The following is a 20,108-nucleotide window of genomic DNA, read 5'->3' as shown; positions in this document are numbered from 1 at the left end:
ATTTTTGCGGAGTAATTGAATGCCGATCTACGCTTACCGCTGCGACGACTGTGGCTTTGCCAAGGATGTTTTGCAGAAGATGTCCGATCCGGTCCTGACCGATTGCCCTACGTGCGGCAAGGCAACCTTCAAGAAGCAGCTGACCGCCGCCGGTTTCCAGCTGAAGGGTACGGGCTGGTACGCCACCGATTTCCGCGGCGGCACGCCGCCTGCGACCGGCGTGGCCACCGGACCGGCCGACGCCAAGCCGGAGGGCAAGCCCGACGCCAAGTCCGACAGCACGGCCGCCGCCCCCGCAGCCGCGCCGGCCAGCACCACCACTTCGGCTTGATCCAATGCGCAAATATTTCATTACCGGCCTGCTGATCCTGGTTCCGATCGCGATCACCGCCTGGGTGCTGAACCTGGTGATCAGCACCATGGACCAGTCGCTGCTGCTGGTGCCGGCGCAGTACCGTCCGAAAGCCCTGTTCGGTTTCGACATTCCCGGCCTGGGCACGATCCTGACCGTGCTGATCGTGTTCCTGACCGGCTTGCTGACCAACAACCTGGTCGGCAACTACATCGTGCGCATGTGGGAAAAGCTGCTGCACCGCATCCCGGTGGTCAGCTCGCTGTACGGCAGCGTCAAGCAAGTGTCGGACACGCTGTTTTCGTCGTCGGGCAACGCCTTCCGCAAGGCCGTGCTGATCCCGTATCCGCACCAGAATTCGCGCACCATCGCTTTCCTGACCGGCGTGCCGGGCGGCGATGTGAAGCAGCACCTGGAGGGCGAGTACGTCAGCGTGTACGTGCCCACCACGCCGAACCCGACCTCGGGATTCTTCCTGATGTTGGCCAAAAAAGATGTTATCGAGCTCGATATGAGCGTCGATGCCGCCCTGAAGTACATCGTTTCCATGGGCGTGGTTGCGCCCGAATGAACCAAATTAACCTGAACTGAGAAATAACCATGTCTATGCGCACTCACTACTGCGGCCTCACCACTGAAGCCCAGCTCGGCCAAACCGTCAGCCTGTGCGGTTGGGTACACCGTCGCCGCGACCACGGCGGCGTGATTTTCATCGACCTGCGCGACCGCGAAGGCCTGGTTCAGATCGTCTGCAACCCGGAGCAGGCGGAAGTCTTCAAGGCGGCCGAATCCGTGCGCAACGAGTTCTGCCTGCGCGTGACCGGCGTGGTCAAGGACCGCCTGGCCGGCACCATCAACAACAACCTGAAATCGGGCAAGATCGAAGTGATCTGCTCCGAACTGGAAGTGCTGAACCCCTCCGTGGCAGTTCCGTTCCAGCTGGACGACGACAACCTGTCCGAAACCACCCGCCTGACCCACCGCGTGCTGGACCTGCGCCGTCCGCAGATGCAGAACAACCTGCGCCTGCGCTACAAGGTGACGATGGAAGTGCGCAAATACCTGGACGCGCTGGGCTTCATCGACATCGAAACCCCGATGCTGACCAAGTCCACCCCGGAAGGCGCGCGCGACTACCTGGTGCCGTCGCGTGTGAACGCCGGCAACTTCTTCGCACTGCCGCAGTCGCCGCAGCTGTTCAAGCAGCTGCTGATGGTGGCCAACTTCGACCGCTACTACCAGATCACCAAGTGCTTCCGCGACGAGGACCTGCGCGCCGACCGCCAGCCTGAATTCACCCAGATCGACTGCGAAACCTCGTTCCTGACCGAACAGGAGATCCGCGACCTGTTCGAAGACATGATCCGCCTGGTGTTCAAGAACACCATGGAAGTGGACCTGCCGAACCCGTTCCCGGTGATGAACTTCTCCGAAGCCATGGGCAAGTACGGTTCGGACAAGCCGGACATGCGCGTCAAGCTGGAGTTCACCGAACTGACCGAGGTGGTGAAGAACGTCGAGTTCAAGATCTTCAACGCCGCCGCCAACATGCCTAACGGCCGCGTGGTCGGCATGCGCGTGCCGCAAGGCGGCTCGATGCCGCGTTCGGAAATCGACGCCTACACCCAGTTCGTGGCCATCTACGGCGCCAAGGGCCTGGCCTACATCAAGGTCAACGAAAAGGCGAAAGGCCGCGACGGCCTGCAATCGCCTATCGTCAAGACCATCGACGACGCCACCCTGGCCAAGATCCTGGAACTGACGGGCGCGCAGGACGGCGACCTGATCTTCTTCGGCGCCGACAAAGCGAAAGTCGTGAACGACGCCATCGGCGCGCTGCGCGTGAAGATCGGCCACTCCGAGTTCGGCAAGAAAGCCGGCCTGTTCGACGACGTCTGGTCGCCGCTGTGGGTGATCGACTTCCCGATGTTTGAATACGACGAAGAAGCCGACCGCTGGACCGCGACCCACCACCCGTTCACCGCGCCGAAAGACGGCCACGAGGACATGCTGGAAACCAATCCGGGCGCCTGCATCGCCAAGGCCTACGACATGGTGCTGAACGGCTGGGAACTGGGCGGCGGTTCGATCCGTATCCACCGCGAAGAAGTGCAATCGAAAGTGTTCCGCGCGCTGAAGATCGACGCCGACGAAGCGCGCCTGAAGTTCGGCTTCCTGCTGGATGCGCTGCAATACGGCGCGCCTCCGCACGGCGGCCTGGCATTCGGCCTGGACCGTATCGTGACCCTGATGACCAAGTCCGATTCGATCCGCGACGTGATCGCCTTCCCGAAAACCCAGCGTGCGCAAGACTTGCTGACCCACGCTCCATCGGAAGTGGACGAGAAGCAGCTGAAAGAGCTGCATATCCGCCTGCGCGCCGCCGAGCCGAAGGTGGCCGGCTAATGTAGCAATGGAAAAGGCGCCGCGGCGCCTTTTCTTTTATCGGAACTATGAAGCCTTACAAGATCCCTGAATCGGTGCTGGTGGTGATCCACACGGCCGAGCTGCAAGTGCTGCTGATCGAGCGGGCCGGCAATCCCGGCTTCTGGCAATCCGTCACCGGCTCGCTGGACGCGCCGGACGAGCCGCTGCTGGCGACCGCCACGCGCGAGCTGTTCGAGGAAACCGGCATCGTCGCCGACGGCGACACCATCGCGCTGCGCGACTGGCGGCTGTCCAACGTCTACGAAATCTACCCCATCTGGCGCCACCGTTATGCGCCGGGCGTGACGCACAACACCGAGCACGTGTTCAGCGTGCAGGTGCCGCGCGACATCCCCATCCTGCTCAGCCCGCGCGAGCACACGCAATATGTGTGGCTGCCCTACCTGGAAGCCGCCGACCAGTGCTTCTCGTCCTCCAACGCCGAAGCCGTGCTGCAGCTGCCGCACCAGCTGGCCTCGCTGCGCGGCGCCTGACCCGCCAGCCGGCAAGTCACCACTCCCATGCGCCCCAAGGAGCCGCCTATAAGCCTCCCACAAGCCTCCTATGAGCTTCCCGCGAGCCGCTGATGAGCGCCGATGAGCCGCCCATGACCGCGCCCGCGATCGCCATCCTTGCCGCCGATGCCCGCAACGCGCCCGACGCTGCCGCGCTGGACGGCTCCTTCACCATCGCCGAACGCCTGTTGCTGAGCGCCACGCCGGACGCCATCACCTGGCAAGCCATGCCGGTGCCGCCCTACCGCAAGGACTACCACGAGCTCGACCGCGCAGACAGCGACCGCGGCGGGGCCAGCGCTCCGCTGCCGGCCGAATACCTCGGCAGCGCCGACAGCGCCGCCTTCCTCGCCTACGCGGCAGGCAAGCCCTGCGGCTTGCTGCTGCTCTCCACCGGCTGGAACGGCCTGGCCGTCATCGACGACATCCTGGTTGACGCCGGTGCGCGCCGCCTTGGCGTCGGCAGCGCCTTGCTGGCGCACGCGGAGGCGTGGGCGCGCGGGCGAGGCCTGCCCGGCATCATGCTTGAAACCCAGGACAGCAACGTCCCCGCCTGCCGCCTGTACGCCCGCCACGGCTACCAGCTGCGCGGCTTCGACCGCAGCCTCTACGCCACCCATCCCGGCACCGCCCATGAAACTGCCTTGTTCTGGTACCTGCTGTTCAATGATAGGACTCTCCGCAATTGATACAGCCGCTGCTGGCGTAGCATGAAAGCTTGCGTCCTCGCGGAGCTTGGCATGCCAGCAGTGTTGCGCTACAAAGGCTATGTTTTCTTCTTTTTCTCAAGCGAAGGCACGCCGCGCGAGCCAGCGCACATTCACGTCAGGCACGGCAACGCTGTGGCAAAATTCCGGCGACTGCCTGGAGGTTGTCGAAGAGTTGGATAGAATTCTTTCATGAATGAACCCAGAGCAGTGAGTGTGCCCTTCCAGGGCGAATCGATGCAGTGCTATTGGACGACGAGCGCACGCTGAGCGTCCCCTTGGCGCGCTTTCCGCGTCTGCAGCGGGCGTCTGCCGAACAGCGGTCGGACTATCTGATCAGTGTGCTCGGGCTGCATTGGGAAGCGTTGGACGAGGACGTCAGCGTGGCGCATCTGCTCGCCGCTTGCGGCGACCGGCATGCCGATCAAGCGGTCCTGAAGTAGATTGCGGTCCATTTCATCAATCACTATTCGGTGTTCCCTGTCCGGGCCGTAAATAGCGTGCCCCAGGCCATCACTACGTCTGTGCGCCGCCGCACAGAGACTGGAAGAAAACATTAGCCGTGCGGCAAGCGGACTGTTGGGAGTAGAATCATTCCCATGAAGATCCGAGTCGCCACCTATAACATCCACAAGGGCGTGTCGTACCGCTCTCAGCCGCGCGTGCACGCGCTCAAACAGGCCATCGGCAAGTTCGATGCGGACGTGGTGTTCCTGCAGGAAGTGCAGGGCAAGCACGACCGCATCGCGGAAAAGTTCGGCGAGGAGCTGCACGGCCACCGCCACTGGCCCACCACCGCGCAGCACGAGTTCTTCGGCGACGGCCGCCATTCTGTCTACGGCATGAACGCCAAGTACGACCACGGCCACCACGGCAACGCGCTGCTGAGCAACTTCCCCATCGCCAAGTGGACCAATACCGACATCTCGGACCACGCCTACGAGGCGCGCGGCATCCTGCACTGCATTATCGATACGCCGAGCACGCCGGTGCACTGCTATGTGGTGCACCTGGGCCTGTTCGAGGCTGGCCGCACGCGCCAGACCCAGGCGCTGATCGACGCGGTCAAGGAGACCGCACCCGACAACGAGCCGGTGATCATCGCCGGCGATTTCAACGACTGGCGCAACACCCTGAGCGCCACACTGCGCAAGGCGCTGGGAGTGGTGGAGGTCTTCGATGAGATCCGCCCGCCCTCCGCGCTGGGCGACCTGGTCCGTACTCTGGCGCGGCGCAAGGCGGCCCTGCATCCGGCCCGCACCTTCCCGGCCGCCTTGCCTGTGTTCCGGCTGGACCGCATCTATGTGCGCGGCTTCAGCGTCGAGACCGCGCAAGTGCTGCACGGACCCGAGTGGGCACGCTTGTCGGACCACTCTCCCATCGTCGCGACTCTGGGGTTAAACTGACGCCGTATGCGCTCAGTCAATTTCATCGCCGACAACGAAGTCAAGCTCCTGCATTGCGGTACCGATTACTTCCCGGCCCTGAGGGAGGCGATCGACGCGGCGCAGTACGAGGTCTACTTCGAAACCTATATCTTCGCCGGCGACGATACCGGCCAATCCGTGCTGGGCGCACTGATGCGGGCCGCCCAGCGCGGTGTGACGGTGCGCATGATTACCGACTGGTTCGGCACCGGCCACCGCCAGGTCTACCGCATGCACGAGCAACTGGTCGCGGCCGGCGTCGAGCACCGCATCTTCAACCCCTGGTTCAAGCGCGGCGTGACGCGCACCCACCGCAAGATCTGCGTGGTGGACCGCGAGGTGGCCTTCGTGGGCGGCATCAATATCAACGACGACATGTTCTGCGACACCAAGCCGGATGTGTGCCTGGCCGCGCCGCGCTGGGACTTCGCGGTGGCCGTGCGCGGTCCGCTGGTGACCTCCATCCACCAGGAAGCGCAGACCCAGTGGCAGCGCCTGGGCAAGATGAGCATCATCAAGCGTATCGGCCTGTACAACGAAATGCGCAAGGTGAACAAGATCGCCCGCCAGAGCACGGTGCAAGCCGGCTTCGTGGTGCGCGACAACCTGCGCAACCGCGCCACCATCCAGCGCGCCTACCTGCAGGCGCTGGGGCGCGCCAAGAAGAGCGTGCTGATCGCCAACCCCTACTTCGCGCCCGGGCGCAAGTTCCGCCACGCGCTGGCGCGCGCCGCCCAGCGCGGCGTGGACGTGGTGCTGCTGATCGGCGTGGGCGAGATCTGGCTGCAGGACGCGGTGGCGCACTCCTTCTACCCCAAGCTGCTGGCGGCCGGCGTCAAAGTGGTGGAATACCGCAAGACCCAGCTGCACGCCAAGGTGGCCGTCATCGACGACGACTGGGCCACGGTGGGCTCCAGCAATGTGGACGGCCTGAGCCTGTTCCTGAACCAGGAAGCCAACGTGGTCATCAAGGATGCGGAATTTGCCCGCAGCCTGCGCGAACACATCGAGCAGGGCATCGCCGATGGCGTGGTGATCCACGCCGAAGACTTCGCCCACGTGGGCCGCGTGCGCCGCATCGGCTACGAGGCCGCCTTCTTCTTCTATCTGATATTGATGAGAATTTTTGCTTCTGGGAAGTACGCATAATGGAAAACGTGCGCATCGACAAATGGCTGTGGGCGGCCCGTTTCTTCAAGACCCGTTCGCTGGCCTCGGACGCGGTGGAAACCGGCAAGGTGAAGCTGGACGGCGAGCGCGTCAAGCCGGCGCGCGCCGTGCGGGTGGGCGACAAGCTGGCCATCGACAACGGCTCGGACGAGTGGGAAGTGCAGGTGTTGGGGATTTCAGACAAGCGCAGCGGCGCCCCGGTGGCACGCCTGCTGTACCAGGAGAGCGAGGCCAGCATCGCGCGCCGCATTGCGGAACACGAGCGCCGCAAACTGTTTCACGAACCGGGCGCGGACTTCAAGGGCCGCCCCACCAAGCGCGACCGCCGTCAACTGGGGCGTTTCCACGACGAGTGACACCAAACAAGCAGCTGTGGCTCCTTTTTTCTTGCTGCGGCGCACCAATAGAACGCCGCCTCTAACGAAGCCGTTTGACATTTACCCCTCGCTGGATAATAGTACGAGCGTTCGCAATTCTTTTCACACGAAGAAAATCCAGGTGGGAGAAAATAGAACTCCCTGACCTGGACTACAACTTTGAGTGGCAACTATTAATACTTCAATCAAATTTATGCGCAAGGGCGAGCTGACTCGCGCAGCCATCCTGGATATGGCGCTGGAACTGGCCAGCCGGGATGGTCTGGAAGGCCTGACCATTGGCTTGCTTGCGGACAAGATGAACATGAGCAAGTCGGGCGTGTTCGCCCACTTCGGTTCGCGCGAGGACTTGCAGCTGGAAGTGCTGAAACTGTATCACCACCGTTTCGAGCAGGAAGTGTTCTTCCCCAGCATTAAGGAACCGCGCGGTTTGCCGCGCCTGCGTGCGATGTTTGCGCGCTGGATTTCGCGCGTCAGCGAAGAGATCGCCTCGGGCTGCATCTATATCAGCGGCGCCGTCGAGTACGACGACCGGCCCGGCCCGATCCGCGAGGAGCTGGTGGGCATGGTGTCGGCGTGGCAAGGCGCACTGGTACGCAGCGTGCAGCAAGCCATCGACACAGGCGACCTGAAGCAGGACACCGACGCGCAGCAGCTGGTGTACGAGATGTACGGCCTGATCCTCGCGGTGCACCACGACGCGCGCTTCCTGCGCACGCCGGGCAGCGTGGAACGGGCCCGCACCGGCTTTACGCGCTTGATTGAAAACTACCGCACCTAGCCTCGGCTGGGTGCACGGAATGCACGGGCAGCTGCGGTCCGCCGCGGCACGCTTTTACTTATTAAGCTAACTTTTTTAGTTTGCGCCATCAGGAGAAAATCATGGGTCAATACGTCGCACCAATCCGGGATATGCAATTCGTGCTGCACGAGTTCTTGAAGGTTGAAGAGCAGCTGAAAGAACTGCCGGCCCACGCGGAAACCGACGCCGACATCATCAACGCGGTGCTGGACGAAGGCGCGAAATTCACCTCCGAAGTGCTGTTCCCGCTGAACCACTCGGGCGACCGCGAAGGCTGCACCCATGATCCGGTCAACAAGACCGTGACCACTCCGAAAGGCTTCAAGGAAGCCTACAAGCAGTACGTTGAAGGCGGCTGGGCCGCGCTGGCCTGCGATCCGGAGTACGGCGGCCAGGGCCTGCCTGTCGTGCTGAACAACTCCTTCTACGAGATGCTGAACTCGTCGAACCAGGCCTGGACCATGTACCCCGGCCTGTCGCACGGCGCCTACGAGTGCCTGAAAGAACACGGCACCGACGAACAGAAGCGCCTGTACCTGCCGAAGCTGGTGTCGGGCGAATGGACCGGCACCATGTGCCTGACCGAGCCGCACTGCGGCACCGACCTGGGCATGCTGCGCTCGAAAGCCATCCCTGAAGCGGACGGCTCCTGGACCATCACCGGCAACAAGATCTTCATTTCGGCCGGCGAGCACGACATGTCCGACAACATCCTGCACCTGGTGCTGGCCCGCGTGCCGGATGCGCCGGAAGGCTCGAAAGGCATCTCGCTGTTCCTGGTGCCGAAATTCCTGCCGAACGCGGACGGCAGCGTCGGCGCGCGCAACCCGATCACCTGCGGCGCCATCGAAGAAAAGATGGGCATCCACGGCAACTCGACCTGCCAGATGAACCTGGACGGCGCCAAGGGCTGGATCATCGGCCAGCCGAACAAGGGCCTGAACGCCATGTTCGTGTTCATGAACGCGGCCCGCCTGGGCGTGGGCATGCAGTCGCTGGGCCTGACCGAGATCGCCTACCAGAACGCGCTGACCTACGCCAAGGACCGCATCCAGATGCGCTCCCTGTCGGGTGTCAAGGCACCGGACAAGCAAGCCGACCCGATCATCGTGCACCCTGACGTGCGCCGCATGCTGCTGACCTGCAAGGCCTACGCCGAAGGCGCGCGCGCCTTCACGTCCTACATCGCGCTGCAGATCGACCGCGAACTGAACCATCCGGACGAAGAAGTGCGCAAGGAAGCGGCCGACGAAGTGGCGCTGCTGACCCCTATCGTCAAGGCCTTCATCACCGACAACGGCTGGATCGCCACCTCGGAAGCGATGCAGGTGTACGGCGGCCACGGCTACATCGCCGAATGGGGCATGGAGCAGTACGTGCGCGACGCGCGCATCAACCTGATCTACGAAGGCACCAACACCATCCAGTCGCTGGACCTGCTGGGCCGCAAGATCCTGATGGACAACGGCGCCAAGCTGCGCAAGTTCGGCGACAAGATCCGCGCTTTCGTGGAAGAAAACGGCACCGACGAAGCGATGTCCGAGTTCATCACCCCGCTGGGCGACCTGGGCGAAAAAGTCGGCAAGCTGACCATGGAAATCGGCATGAAGGCCTTCCAGAACCAGGACGAAGTGGGCGCGGCCGCCGTGCCGTACCTGCGCGTCGTGGGCCACCTGGTGTACAGCTACTTCTTCGCGCAGATGGCCAAGATCGCGCTGGAAAAGCAGGACTCCGGCGACAACTTCTACAAAGCCAAGCTGGCCACGGCGCGCTTCTACTTCGCCCGCCTGCAGCCGGAAACCGCAACCCTGATCCGCCAGGCACGCTCCGGCGCCGCCAGCTTGATGGCGCTCGACGCCGACCTGTTCTAAGAGCATAGAGGACCGATATGACCAATTTCACCGTTAAAAAAGTAGCCGTGTTGGGCGCCGGCGTCATGGGCGCGCAAATCGCCGCCCACTGCGTCAACGCCAAAGTGCCGGTCGTGCTGTTCGACCTGCCGGGCAAGGAAGGCACGCCGAAGAACGGCATCGTGCTGCGCGCCATCGAGAACCTGAAAAAAATGTCGCCCGCGCCGTTCGGCGACAAGGCCGACGCCGAGCTGATCCAGGTGGCCAACTACGAAGACAACCTGGACCTGCTGGCCGGCTGCGACCTGATCATCGAAGCGATCGCCGAGCGCATGGACTGGAAGCATGACCTGTACAAGAAGGTCGCGCCGCACATCGCCGCCAACGCCATCTTCGCCTCCAACACCTCGGGCCTGTCGATCAACAAGCTGGCCGAAGGCTTCGACGCGGACCTGAAGGCGCGCTACTGCGGCGTGCACTTCTTCAACCCGCCGCGCTATATGCACCTGGTGGAACTGATCCCGACCACCGACACCAAGCCGGAAATCCTGGACCAGCTGGAAACCTTCCTGACCTCGGCCCTGGGCAAGGGCGTGGTACGCGCCAAGGACACCCCGAACTTCATCGCCAACCGCGTGGGCGTGTTCGGCATGATGGCCACCATCCACGAAGCCGAAAAATTCGGCCTGTCGGTGGACGTGGTCGACGACCTGACCGGCTCCAAGCTGGGCCGCGCCAGCTCCGGCACCTTCCGCACCGCGGACGTGGTCGGCCTGGACACCATGGGCCATGTGATCAAGACCATGCAGGACTACCTGCCGAACGATCCGTTCGCGGCCATCTACAAGACGCCTGAAGTGCTGAGCAAGCTGGTGGAAAAAGGTACGCTGGGTTCGAAGACCGGCGCCGGCTTCTACAAGAAGGTGGGCAAGGACATCATGCGCCTGGACTTCGCCACCGGCGAATACATCGCTGGCGGCGCCAAGGCAGCCGACATCATCGCCCGCATCCTGAAGGAAAAGGATCCGGTCAAGAAGATGAAGGCACTGCGCGAATCGACCAACCCGCAAGGCCAGTTCCTGTGGGCGATCTTCCGCGACATGTTCCACTACATCGCCGTGCACATGAAGGACATCGCCGACAACGCGCGCGACATCGACTTCGCGCTGCGCTGGGGCTTTGGCTGGAAATCGGGCCCGTTCGAAACCTGGCAGGCCGCAGGCTGGACCCAGATCGCCGAGTGGGTGAAAGCCGACATCGACGCCGGCCAGGCCCTGTGCAGCGAACCGCTGCCGGCATGGGTATTCGAAGGCCAGGTGGCGGAGAAGGGCGTGCACACCCCTGAAGGCTCCTACTCGGCAGCATCGAACAGCTACGTGCCGCGCTCGACCCTGGACGTGTACAAGCGCCAGGAATTCCGCGCCGGCCTGTTCGGCAGCGGCGCCATCGACGGCACCAAGGCCGGCACCACCGTGTTCGAGGACGACTCGGTGCGCCTGTGGCACTCCGGCGACGACGTATTGGTGATCTCGCTCAAGACCAAGATGCACGTGATCGGCGACGGCGTGATCAAGGGCCTGAAAATGGGCCTGGAAGAAGCCGGCAAGAACTTCAAGGGCCTGGTGATCTGGAGCGCGGACGCGGCCGACGGCGGCGCCTTCTCGGCCGGCGCCGACCTGCAATCGGCACTGCCTGCGTTCATGCAGGGCGGCGCGAAAGCGGTGGACCCGATCATCAAGGAACTGCAGGACACCTTCCAGGCCATGAAGTACTCCAACGTGCCGGTGGTTGCGGCCGTTGCGGGCCTGGCGCTGGGCGGCGGCTGCGAAATGGCGCTGCACGCATCGAAGCGCGTGGCCTCGATCGAGTCCTACATCGGCCTGGTGGAAGTGGGCGTGGGCCTGATTCCCGCCGGCGGCGGCCTGAAAGAGGCGGCGGTACGCGCCTTCAAGGAAGCCAAGGGCAACGACATCCTGCAATTCCTCAAGACCGGCTTCACCAACGCCGCCACCGCGCAAGTATCGAAGTCCGCGCTGGAAGCGAAGGCCATGGGCTACCTGAAGGAAGACGACGTGATCGTGTTCAACCCGTACGAACTGCTGCACGTGGCCAAAGTGACCGCGCGCGCCATGTTCGACGCGGGCTACCGCGCACCGATCCAGCGTCCCGTGACCGTGACCGGCCGCTACGGCTGGGCCACCATCAAGGGCCAGCTGGTCAACATGCGCGACGGCGGCTTCATCTCGGCGCACGACTTCAAGCTGGGCGACATGATTGCTGAAATCGTGTCCGGCGGCGACATCGACCAGGGCAGCGTGGTGAGCGAGCAGTGGCTGCTGGACATGGAACGCAAAGCCTTCCTGGAGCTGCTGAACAATCCGAAGTCGCAAGAGCGCATCATGGGCATGCTGCAAACCGGTAAGCCGGTACGCAACTAAACAGCCCCGATGTCCTTCCTGTCACTGGCCTTCAAAGTCCTGTTGAAAGTGAAACCGAGCATGGTTTATGACCGCATCAAGCAGCAAATGATGGACACCCTGCCGATGGTGCGGCTGCTCGGCATCCGCATCGACAGCATCGGCAGCGGCACCTCCGAGGTGTCCATGCCGGACGACGCGAAGCTGCACAACCACCTCGGCACGCCGCACGCCGGCGCTCTGTTCACGCTGGCCGAAACGGCCTCCGGCGCGGCCATGGCGGGCGGCTTCGCCGAGCTGATCGCCGACATGCGGCCGGTGGCCAAGGAGTCGCGCATCCAGTACCAGAAGCTGGCCAAGGGCGCCACGCGCGCCAGCGGCCGCGTGCCGGGCGACCTGGCCGCGCTCAAGGCGCAGCTGGCGGCGGAGGGCAAGGTGGCCTTCCCGGTGGATGTGGACATCCACGACGAGCACGGCACCCTGGCGGCGCAAGTACAGGTGGACTGGTATCTCTCGGCCAAGCGCTGAGACCAGCGCTAAAGACTGACGGCTAATCGATCACACAATATTCGAAAGCAGAAAATGAGCAAACAACTTCAAGACGCATACATCGTCGCAGCGACCCGCACCCCGATCGGCAAGGCGCCGCGCGGCATGTTCAACAAGACCCGCCCGGACGACCTGCTGGTCGCCGCCATCAAGGGCGCCATGGCCGCCGTGCCTGGCCTGGACCCGGCGCTGATCGTCGACGCCATCATCGGCTGCTCCTTCCCGGAAGCCGAGCAGGGCTTCAACATCGCCCGCAACTCGGTGGTGCTGGCCGGCCTGCCGAACACCGTGGGCGGCGTCACCGTTAACCGCTACTGCGCCTCGGGCATCACCGCCCTGGCCATGGCTGCGGACCGCATCCGTGTTGGCGAAGCCGACGTGATGATCGCCGGCGGCGTGGAATCGATGTCCATGGTGCCGATGATGGGCCACCACCCGTCGATCAACATGGACACCTTCAAGGACGAGAACATCGGCCTGGCGTACGGCATGGGCCTGACCGCCGAGAAAGTGGCGCAACAGTGGAAAATCTCGCGCGAAGACCAGGACGCGTTCGGCGTGGAATCGCACCGCAAGGCCATTGCCGCGCAGCAAGCCGGTTTCTTCAAGGATGAGACCACCCCGGTTGAAATCATCACCCGCACCCCGGACCTGCACACCGGCGAGATCAAGGTCTCCAAGCGCGTGGTCGACAAGGACGAAGGCGCGCGCGCCGACGCCAGCATGGAAACCATGGGCAAGCTGAAGCCGGTCTTCGCCGCCAAGGGCACCGTCACCGCCGCCACCTCGTCGCAGATGTCGGATGGCGCCGGCGCGCTGATCGTGGTGTCGGAAAAGATCCTGCGCGAGCACAACCTGACCCCGCTGGCCAAGTTCTCCTCGTTTGCCGTGCGCGGCGTGCCGCCGGAAATCATGGGCATCGGTCCTAAAGTGGCGATTCCAGCAGCCCTGAAAGCTGCCGGCATCACCCAGGACCAGCTGGACTGGATCGAACTGAACGAAGCGTTCGCAGCGCAAGCGCTGGCTGTGATCCGCGACCTGAACCTGGATACCTCCAAGGTCAATCCGATGGGCGGCGCAATCGCCCTCGGCCACCCGCTGGGTGCCACTGGCGCTATCCGCGCCGCAACCGTGGTGCACGCGCTGCGCCGCAACAGCCTCAAATACGGCATGGTCACCATGTGCGTAGGCGCAGGCATGGGCGCGGCTGGTATCATCGAACGCGTATAAGCATCGCTGATAGCTAACTGAAGGCGCCGCGGCACAACCCCGGCGCCTTTTTTCACGCCCCTTTTTCACGTACGACGGAGACAAAGAGAACATGGATATTCTGAGCAGCAAGGCCAACGGCATCCTCACCATCGAGTTCAACCGCCTGGAGCGCAAGAACGCCATCACCACGGTGATGTACCAGGCCATGGCCGATGCCATCAGGGACGCCGAGCAGGACGCCTCGGTGCGCGCCATCCTGATCACTGGCAAACCCGAGATCTTCACCGCCGGCAACGACCTGGACGACTTCCTGAAGACCGCCAAGCCGGCCGACGGCGCCGCCTTTACCGACCGTCCCGTGTTCCAGTTCATGCGCGCGCTGAGCGGCTCGAGCAAGCCGGTGGTGGCGGCCGTTTCCGGCGCGGCGATCGGCATCGGCACCACCTTGCTGATGCATTGCGACCTGGTGTACGCGGCCGACACGGCCAAGTTCTCGGTGCCGTTCGCGCAGCTGGGCCTGTGCCCGGAGTTCGGCTCCAGCCTGCTGATGACGCAAGCGGCCGGCCACGCACGCGCGGCTGAAAAGCTGATGCTGGGTGAACCGTTCCTGGCGCAGGAAGCCTACGACATGGGCATCGTCTCGAAAGTGCTGCCGGCCGCCGACGTGCTGGCCTACGCGCAAGGCCAGGCCGCCAAGCTGGCCGCGCTGCCCGCCACCTCGGTCCGCAACACCAAGCGCCTGATGAAGGCCGGCCGCAACAGCGAAGTGCAAGCCGTGATCGAAACCGAAGGCCAGCTGTTCGGCCAGATGCTGCTGGCCCCGGAAGCGAAGGAAGCCTTCACCGCCTTTTTCGAGAAGCGCAAGCCGGACTTCAGCCAGTTCAACTGATTCATCGCCCGCCTTCCGGCTTCGGCGGCGCGCTGGCCGGCGAAGCCGGTGCTGTCGGCGCCAGCGGCGTGGGCGGCAGGCGGCTCTGGGTGGCCTCGAACATGACCACCAGGCGCTCGAACATCGGCTGCACCTGGTCGGCCCGGATGGCGCCGTTCATATAGTACTGGCATAGCGAGAACACGCCGGTGCGGAAGGCGTCCAGCGGGGCGTTGCGGGCGGCCAGCACGGTGACGTTGCTGTCGAACGCGTCCTTCAGCGAGGCGTCGCCCTTGGACGGCAGCTTGAGCGAGGTGTCCAGGCTGGTTTTCAGGCCGGTGGCGGTGTCCGGCGGCGGCTCGGCGCAGAACAGCGGCTTGGCCGAGCCGGGCGGCAGCTGCGACACCACGATGGTGCGGCGGTCGGCCGACAGCGACACCGTGGACAGCGCCTCGCCCACCTTGTCCTCCACCACCGGCCGGTTGTAGAACGTGCCCAGCGACGAGGCGCATCCCGCCGTCATGGCCGCCACGGCGATCGTGGCGGCTGTAAGTTTCCTGAACATGGTGGTCTCCCGGATGTATGGCCATGGCGGCGTCTGCCCGATCAGCATAGGAGAGCGCGGACCCGCCGGCCGGCCTATCTGAGCTAGGCTTGATCCAGCGCAAATAGCGTGCCGCCGGTTGCTGATGGGCCCGGTTGCCTTTGCTTACATTCATGTTCTTGCGCGACACAGCGGCCGGGCCGGCTTTGTCTATAATCGCCTGAACGGCGAGGCTTGGGAGGCGATCATGGCAGTGAACCAATCGGTGTTTGTGGAGCTGGATTTTTTCCTGTTGATCGGGCTGTCGCTGCTGCTGCCGGCGGCGATCTACGGCTACATGATGTGGAAGCGCGCCTTGTCGCGCCCGGCCATCTTCGGCTTCGGCCTGAGCCTGGTCGTGCTGGCCGGCGTCAACGTGGCGGTATTGCGCCGCTTGGCGGAACTGACTGCGCACACGCCCTCGCTGCTGGACGACCAGTTGTTCGCGTCCGGCATTTCGCTGGCGCTGTACCTGGTGCCGGCGCTGTTCGCCGGCGTCGGCATCAACATCATTTCGCATTTGCTGGTCAGCCATTTGACCGAGGCCGAGCGGCGCTACCGGCGCCAGCACCGCAGCGGTCAGTTCAAACCGTAGCGCGCGCGGATGGCGCCCAGCGTGCCGTTCTGCTCCAGGCGCGTGATGGCGGCGTTGATGCGCGCCAGGTCCGCCGCGCTGGTGCTGGCGGCGTTCAGCATCAGGTGGGCCGGGGCGCGGAACGGTACCCAGGGCACGGCCGCCAGCGTCACGCCTTGCCGCTGGGCCTCGTGGCGCAGCGCGGCGCTGTCGCCCATGATGACTTCGGCGCGGCCGGCCTTGAACATGCGCATCCCCAGTTCGTAGCTGCCGAAGGGATTGCGCATGCCGGATGCATCGAGCTGGGGCAGGGCGCGCGCATAGCTGTCGCCGTACCAGCCGCCGCGCGGCGTCAGCAGCATGATGCGCTGCCTGAGGATGGCTTCGAAGCCGTCCAGGCTGCGGTAGCGGGCCGCATTGGCGGGGCTGGTGAACAGGCCCACGGTCTCATTGCGGTAGGGCAGGCTGAAACGGGCGAAGCTGCGCCGCTCGGGGGTTTCCGAGGCGCCCAGCGTCAGGTCCAGCTTGCCCTGCCTGAACTCCATTTGCCGCCGCAGCGACGGCAGCGCCATCTGCACCTGCAGCGTGCAGCCGGCTTCTTTCATGATAGCTTGCGCCAGCTCGTAATCCAGCCCGGACAAGCCGCCTCGCTCGTCGATGAAAATATAGGGCGGCCAGGGCTCCGGCGCCATTTTGAGATTGCAGGCGTTACCGGAAGCTGCCAGGGAACACAGTGCCGCTGACAGCAATAGGGTGCGTCCGCTCATGTTTATGCCGCTAGCGTTAAAACCCCAATGTGCCAGAACTGCCCGGAATGTCAAGTTTGCAGGCGACCGGCCGGCGTTTGCCCGGGCCACCGGCGCCGGCGCGCGCGCCACGCCAGCAGGGCCAGGCCGCCCGAGAGCATCAGCCACGCGCCGGGTTCGGGCACCGGCGAGAGCAGCATCAGCACATCGTCGCCATAGCGGGTGGTGCGGCCCACCGCCACGATCTGGTTGCTGTCGTTGATGTCGTAGGCGTGCCGCACCGACAGGCCGAGCGCCGGATCGAGCAGGCTGTCGAGCCGGTAGCTCTGGCCGTCTGCATACAGGAAGGCGGCCGGCCACTGCGGTTCCAGCAGCGGCAGGTAGTAGCCGACGATGCTGTCATGCGCGTTGACCGCCCAGCCGTAGCTGCGCGTGCCCAGGCCGGGCAGCAGTTCCAGCACACCGTCCCGGTATTTGAAGGCGGTCTGCGAACCTTCCACACCGGGCCCGGTGTTGATGTGGCCCGTCACCGTGCCGGCTTCGCTGATGTCGTGCGTGAAGCCCTGGTTGTCGCTGATGACGGTGGTTACGCCGTTTTGTTGGAACCAGGCGCGGTTGTAGCCATTGTTGATCTGGGCATGGCCGGCGATCTGCCCGGCATTGTTGATGGCGATGGCCGAGCCGATGAAGTTCGACGGCAGCCGCACCGTGCCGATGATGCCGTTGGCGTACCGGGCCGGGGTGCCGTTGCGGTGTCCTACCGCCTGCCCCAGGTCGTTCACGCCGTAGGCGGCGGAGACCAGCGCGCTGCCTGGGTCGAGATTGGTCATCACCCCGGCCTTCCATTTGAAGGCCTTCTGCACGCGCGCCGCGTCGTGCGCAATGCCGACCACGGTGCCGTCTTCGGCCAGGCCCAGCACCTGGCCGGCCCCATTGGCCGCGCCCAGCGAGCCAAGCACCTGCAGCTGGCCGTTGACGTAGGCGCTGGGCTTGCCGCCCACGGTGCCGGCGATCATGCCGCTGTTATTGATAAACCAGGGAACGTCCACGCTCGCATGCGGGCCGAGGACTTGCGCCCGGTAGCTGGGGGCTGCGAGGGCCAGCAGCGGGACTGCCAGCAAACTTGCGAGCAACATGCGATTCAGCATTTTTCACTCCACGATGTGCGTATCGGGAGGTCCATGCTACGCTTGCCGGGCTGCTCAGCGCACACCGTAGCGGGTGCGGATGGCGGCCAGTGCGCCGGTCTGTTCCAGGTGCGCGATGGCGGCGTTGATGCGCTCCAGCTGCAGCGGCGTGGTGCTGGCCGCGTTCAGCATCAGGTGCACCGGCGCGCGGAAGGGGACGAACGGCAGTGCGGACAGCGCCACGCCGAGGCGGCGCGCTTCATGCCGCACGGCGGCGGCGTCGCCCATGATCAATTCGCCGCGTCCGGCCTTGAACATCAGCAGCCCTTGCTCGAAGGTGGCGAAGGTGCTGCGGCGCGCGGCTGCCTCCAGTGCCGGGATGGCTTGCTGATAGCTGTCGCCGTACCAGCCCGCGCGCGGCGCGAGCAGGGACAGGCCGCGCGCGGCGATGGCGTCGAAGCCGGCCAGGTCGCGCAGGCGGGCGGCGTTTTCAGGACTGGTGAACAGGCCCACGGTTTCATTGCGGTAGGCCGTGCTGAAGCGCGCGTAGGCGCGCCGTTCGGGTGTGTCGGAGGCGGCCAGCATCAGGTCGATCTGGCCCTGCCGGAACAGCAGCTGCCGCCGCAGCGCCGGCAGCTCGGTCGCCACCCGCAGCGTGCAGCCGGCCTGCTTCAGGATGGCTTGCACCAGCTCGTAGTCCAGGCCCGACAGCTGGCCCCGCGCATCGATGAAGATGTAGGGAGGCCAGGCTTCGGGCGCCATGGTCAGGCTGCACGCCTGCGTGGCTGCGCCCTGGAAGCACAGCGCGGCGGCAAGAAAAATGGTGCGGGCGTACATGGTCGAATTCGCCAGCCGGTAAAGCTTCAATGTGACAGAACCGGCTGGAAAGTCAAGCTTGCAAGCAGGGAGTTGCCCTTGGCTGCACGCGCATCAGGGGCGCGTCAGCGTCCACTGCTGATTGGTGCCGTTGTTTTGCGTGTACTGGATGATCTGCGCATTTTCCGCCGTGCTCTTGTTGGCGACATCCAGTACCATGCCGCTAAGCAAGTTCTTCACGACGTAGTAGCCGCTGGCCGGGCTGCTCACGCTCCAGTGCTGGCCGTTGCCGGCCCAGTAGCCCCACTGCGCGATATTGGTGCCGGCGCTGCTGGAGTTGCCGTAGTTGTCCAGGCTGAGCAGGCTGTTGGCGTTGATGAAGCTGTACTGGCCGTCGCCGTGCGCCACCGCGTACCACTGCTGGTTCCTGGCGCCGCTGTAGCTTTGCTGCTGCACCATGGCGCCGTTGACGGTGGACGAACCGGCCACCGCCAATGCCTTGCCGCTCAGGCGCGAGGTCAGCACGTAGCGCGCGTCGCTCAGGCCGCCGCAGCCGTTGAAGTCGGTGAAGTTGCGGGTCAATACCGGCCAACCGCCGCTGTAGGTCAGGCGCTGGATGTCCAGCTTGGCGTTGCCGCCGTCGTTCAGGTCGTAGTAGTGGATGGAGGCGAAGTTGCAGCCGTCCTGTTTCAGCAAGCCGACGTGGCCCGGGCCTTTGTATTTGCCGTCCACATTGGGCAGGATGGTGCGCGTGCCGGTGTAGGGGCCGGTCACGTTGGTGGCGCGCTGCACCTGCACGTAGTAGGTGCTGTCGGCCCCCTTGCAGCAGGCGCCCCGGTTCACGTACAGGTAGTAGTAGCCGCCTTCACGCACAATGTAGGGCGCTTCGATATCGGCATGGCCGCCGCCCAGGATGGGCGTGACATTGCCGGCCAGCTTGCCGGTGGCCTGGTTGATCTCGGCCACGCCGATGCCGCCGAAGAAGGAGCCGTAGGACATGTAGACCTTGCCGTCATGGTCGCGCAACAGGGCCGGGTCGATGGCGTTGATTTCGCTGGCGCCGCCGAACGATTCCACCACGATGCCCAGGTCGGTCCAGCTGGGATTTTTCAGCGAGGCTGAACGCGCCACCCCGATGGCCGAGGTGGACGTGCCGAAGGTGGACACCGAGTAGTACAGGTAGTAGTAGCCGTTCATGTGGATCACGTCCGGCGCCCAGAACGAGCCGCTGAAGTTGGGCACCTTGGCCGCGATCCAGGACGGGTAGCTGCTGAACACTGGCGCCGGGCCGCCCTGCCAGTTCACCATGTCGGTGGATTTCGAATACCAGATGCCGGTGCCGGTGGTGAAGTTGAACCAGGTATCGCCGTCCTTGGTGAGCGTGCCGGGATCGTGGGCGTTCTGCAGGCCGCCAAGGCTGATGGCGTGGGTGGCGGGGGCGGCGAGCGCGCACAGCGCCAGGCACAGGCGTGCCAGTAGCTTTTTCATAAGGTCTCCGTTTGATTTTTTATGGTGGTACTTCTTGTGCATTGCGCAGCCAGCTTAGGCCTGCCGTGCGCGCGCCACCAATCACATTTTTTTGGCGACCG

22 protein-coding genes are annotated in these 20,108 nt (G+C 64.4%); 17 read left to right on the top strand and 5 right to left on the bottom strand.

The features are described from left to right. Positions 1 to 19: 19 nt before the first annotated feature. From ASD15_RS27785 to ASD15_RS27715, 16 genes are all read left to right on the top strand, one after another. Positions 20 to 331, top strand: a complete 312-nt coding sequence (locus ASD15_RS27785) for an FmdB family zinc ribbon protein (protein ID WP_057158272.1) — start codon at positions 20 to 22, stop codon at positions 329 to 331. A gap of 4 nt (positions 332 to 335) precedes the next feature. Next, complete coding sequence (locus ASD15_RS27780; protein WP_057158271.1) at positions 336 to 923, top strand: DUF502 domain-containing protein; 588 nt, start codon at positions 336 to 338, stop codon at positions 921 to 923. A 29-nt stretch (positions 924 to 952) separates the two neighbouring features. Then, positions 953 to 2,758 (top strand): aspartate--tRNA ligase, encoded by a 1,806-nt coding sequence (aspS, locus tag ASD15_RS27775; protein ID WP_057158270.1) that lies wholly within the window; start codon positions 953 to 955, stop codon positions 2,756 to 2,758. Positions 2,759 to 2,805: 47 nt separating this feature from the next. Further along, positions 2,806 to 3,273 (top strand): dihydroneopterin triphosphate diphosphatase, encoded by a 468-nt coding sequence (gene nudB / locus ASD15_RS27770; protein ID WP_057158269.1) that lies wholly within the window; start codon positions 2,806 to 2,808, stop codon positions 3,271 to 3,273. A 92-nt stretch (positions 3,274 to 3,365) separates the two neighbouring features. Next, positions 3,366 to 3,983, top strand: a complete 618-nt coding sequence (locus ASD15_RS27765; RefSeq protein ID WP_057158268.1) for a GNAT family N-acetyltransferase — start codon at positions 3,366 to 3,368, stop codon at positions 3,981 to 3,983. 21 nt (positions 3,984 to 4,004) lie between these two features. Next, positions 4,005 to 4,184, top strand: coding sequence for a DUF4160 domain-containing protein (locus ASD15_RS33925; RefSeq protein ID WP_373888206.1), 180 nt, complete (start codon positions 4,005 to 4,007; stop codon positions 4,182 to 4,184). 59 nt (positions 4,185 to 4,243) lie between these two features. Further along, entirely contained in the window at positions 4,244 to 4,444 is a 201-nt protein-coding gene (locus ASD15_RS27760; protein ID WP_229418370.1) for a DUF2442 domain-containing protein, read from the top strand. 156 nt (positions 4,445 to 4,600) lie between these two features. Beyond that, on the top strand, positions 4,601 to 5,407 hold the full coding sequence (locus ASD15_RS27755) for an endonuclease/exonuclease/phosphatase family protein (RefSeq protein WP_057158266.1): 807 nt from the start codon (positions 4,601 to 4,603) through the stop codon (positions 5,405 to 5,407). Between the two features lie 6 nt (positions 5,408 to 5,413). Continuing rightward, positions 5,414 to 6,577: a cardiolipin synthase ClsB gene (gene clsB / locus ASD15_RS27750; protein WP_057158265.1), complete on the top strand. Its 1,164-nt coding sequence runs from the start codon at positions 5,414 to 5,416 to the stop codon at positions 6,575 to 6,577. Continuing rightward, entirely contained in the window at positions 6,577 to 6,954 is a 378-nt protein-coding gene (locus tag ASD15_RS27745) for an RNA-binding S4 domain-containing protein (protein ID WP_057158264.1), read from the top strand. The genes clsB and ASD15_RS27745 overlap by 1 nt, the downstream gene beginning before the upstream one ends. Before the next feature lie 214 nt (positions 6,955 to 7,168). Next, positions 7,169 to 7,756 carry a TetR/AcrR family transcriptional regulator gene (locus ASD15_RS27740; RefSeq protein ID WP_056404066.1) on the top strand — a complete coding sequence of 196 codons (588 nt, stop codon included), beginning with the start codon at positions 7,169 to 7,171 and terminating at the stop codon, positions 7,754 to 7,756. A 101-nt stretch (positions 7,757 to 7,857) separates the two neighbouring features. After that, a complete protein-coding gene (locus ASD15_RS27735; RefSeq protein ID WP_057158263.1) occupies positions 7,858 to 9,648 on the top strand; it encodes an acyl-CoA dehydrogenase C-terminal domain-containing protein in 1,791 nt (596 codons plus the stop codon). Positions 9,649 to 9,665: 17 nt separating this feature from the next. After that, positions 9,666 to 12,065: a 3-hydroxyacyl-CoA dehydrogenase/enoyl-CoA hydratase family protein gene (locus ASD15_RS27730; RefSeq protein ID WP_057158262.1), complete on the top strand. Its 2,400-nt coding sequence runs from the start codon at positions 9,666 to 9,668 to the stop codon at positions 12,063 to 12,065. A 9-nt stretch (positions 12,066 to 12,074) separates the two neighbouring features. Beyond that, entirely contained in the window at positions 12,075 to 12,572 is a 498-nt protein-coding gene (locus tag ASD15_RS27725) for a PaaI family thioesterase (protein ID WP_229418369.1), read from the top strand. Positions 12,573 to 12,626: 54 nt separating this feature from the next. Next, positions 12,627 to 13,823 (top strand): acetyl-CoA C-acyltransferase, encoded by a 1,197-nt coding sequence (locus tag ASD15_RS27720; RefSeq protein WP_057158261.1) that lies wholly within the window; start codon positions 12,627 to 12,629, stop codon positions 13,821 to 13,823. Between the two features lie 91 nt (positions 13,824 to 13,914). After that, positions 13,915 to 14,694 (top strand): enoyl-CoA hydratase, encoded by a 780-nt coding sequence (locus tag ASD15_RS27715; RefSeq protein WP_057158260.1) that lies wholly within the window; start codon positions 13,915 to 13,917, stop codon positions 14,692 to 14,694. Position 14,695: 1 nt separating this feature from the next. On the opposite strand, the gene ASD15_RS27710 is transcribed toward ASD15_RS27715, so the two are convergent. Beyond that, positions 14,696 to 15,238, bottom strand: coding sequence for a hypothetical protein (locus tag ASD15_RS27710; protein WP_157201174.1), 543 nt, complete (start codon positions 15,236 to 15,238; stop codon positions 14,696 to 14,698). A 226-nt stretch (positions 15,239 to 15,464) separates the two neighbouring features. Between ASD15_RS27710 and ASD15_RS27705 the strand changes: the two genes are divergently transcribed. Further along, positions 15,465 to 15,851, top strand: a complete 387-nt coding sequence (locus ASD15_RS27705) for a hypothetical protein (protein WP_157201173.1) — start codon at positions 15,465 to 15,467, stop codon at positions 15,849 to 15,851. On the opposite strand, the gene ASD15_RS27700 is transcribed toward ASD15_RS27705, so the two are convergent. The 4 genes from ASD15_RS27700 to ASD15_RS27685 all read right to left on the bottom strand — a co-directional run bounded on the left by ASD15_RS27700 (position 15,836) and on the right by ASD15_RS27685 (position 20,007). Continuing rightward, the gene (locus ASD15_RS27700) at positions 15,836 to 16,522 is read right to left on the bottom strand and encodes an ABC transporter substrate-binding protein (protein WP_229418368.1); all 687 of its coding nucleotides are present in this window, start codon (positions 16,520 to 16,522) and stop codon (positions 15,836 to 15,838) included. The genes ASD15_RS27705 and ASD15_RS27700 overlap by 16 nt on opposite strands. A gap of 125 nt (positions 16,523 to 16,647) precedes the next feature. Continuing rightward, a complete protein-coding gene (locus tag ASD15_RS27695) occupies positions 16,648 to 17,724 on the bottom strand; it encodes a PEP-CTERM sorting domain-containing protein (RefSeq protein WP_057158257.1) in 1,077 nt (358 codons plus the stop codon). 54 nt (positions 17,725 to 17,778) lie between these two features. Further along, a complete protein-coding gene (locus ASD15_RS27690) occupies positions 17,779 to 18,540 on the bottom strand; it encodes an ABC transporter substrate-binding protein (RefSeq protein ID WP_057158367.1) in 762 nt (253 codons plus the stop codon). 93 nt (positions 18,541 to 18,633) lie between these two features. Next, the gene (locus tag ASD15_RS27685) at positions 18,634 to 20,007 is read right to left on the bottom strand and encodes a family 43 glycosylhydrolase (protein ID WP_229418367.1); all 1,374 of its coding nucleotides are present in this window, start codon (positions 20,005 to 20,007) and stop codon (positions 18,634 to 18,636) included. Between the last annotated feature and the right edge of the window lie 101 nt (positions 20,008 to 20,108).

Origin of the sequence: Massilia sp. Root351, from assembly GCF_001425045.1 — a bacterium.
Classification (GTDB): Bacteria; Pseudomonadota; Gammaproteobacteria; order Burkholderiales; family Burkholderiaceae_D; genus Rugamonas.
Note: the sequence above shows the minus strand (reverse complement) of the source record. Positions and strands in the feature narration are given on the sequence as shown.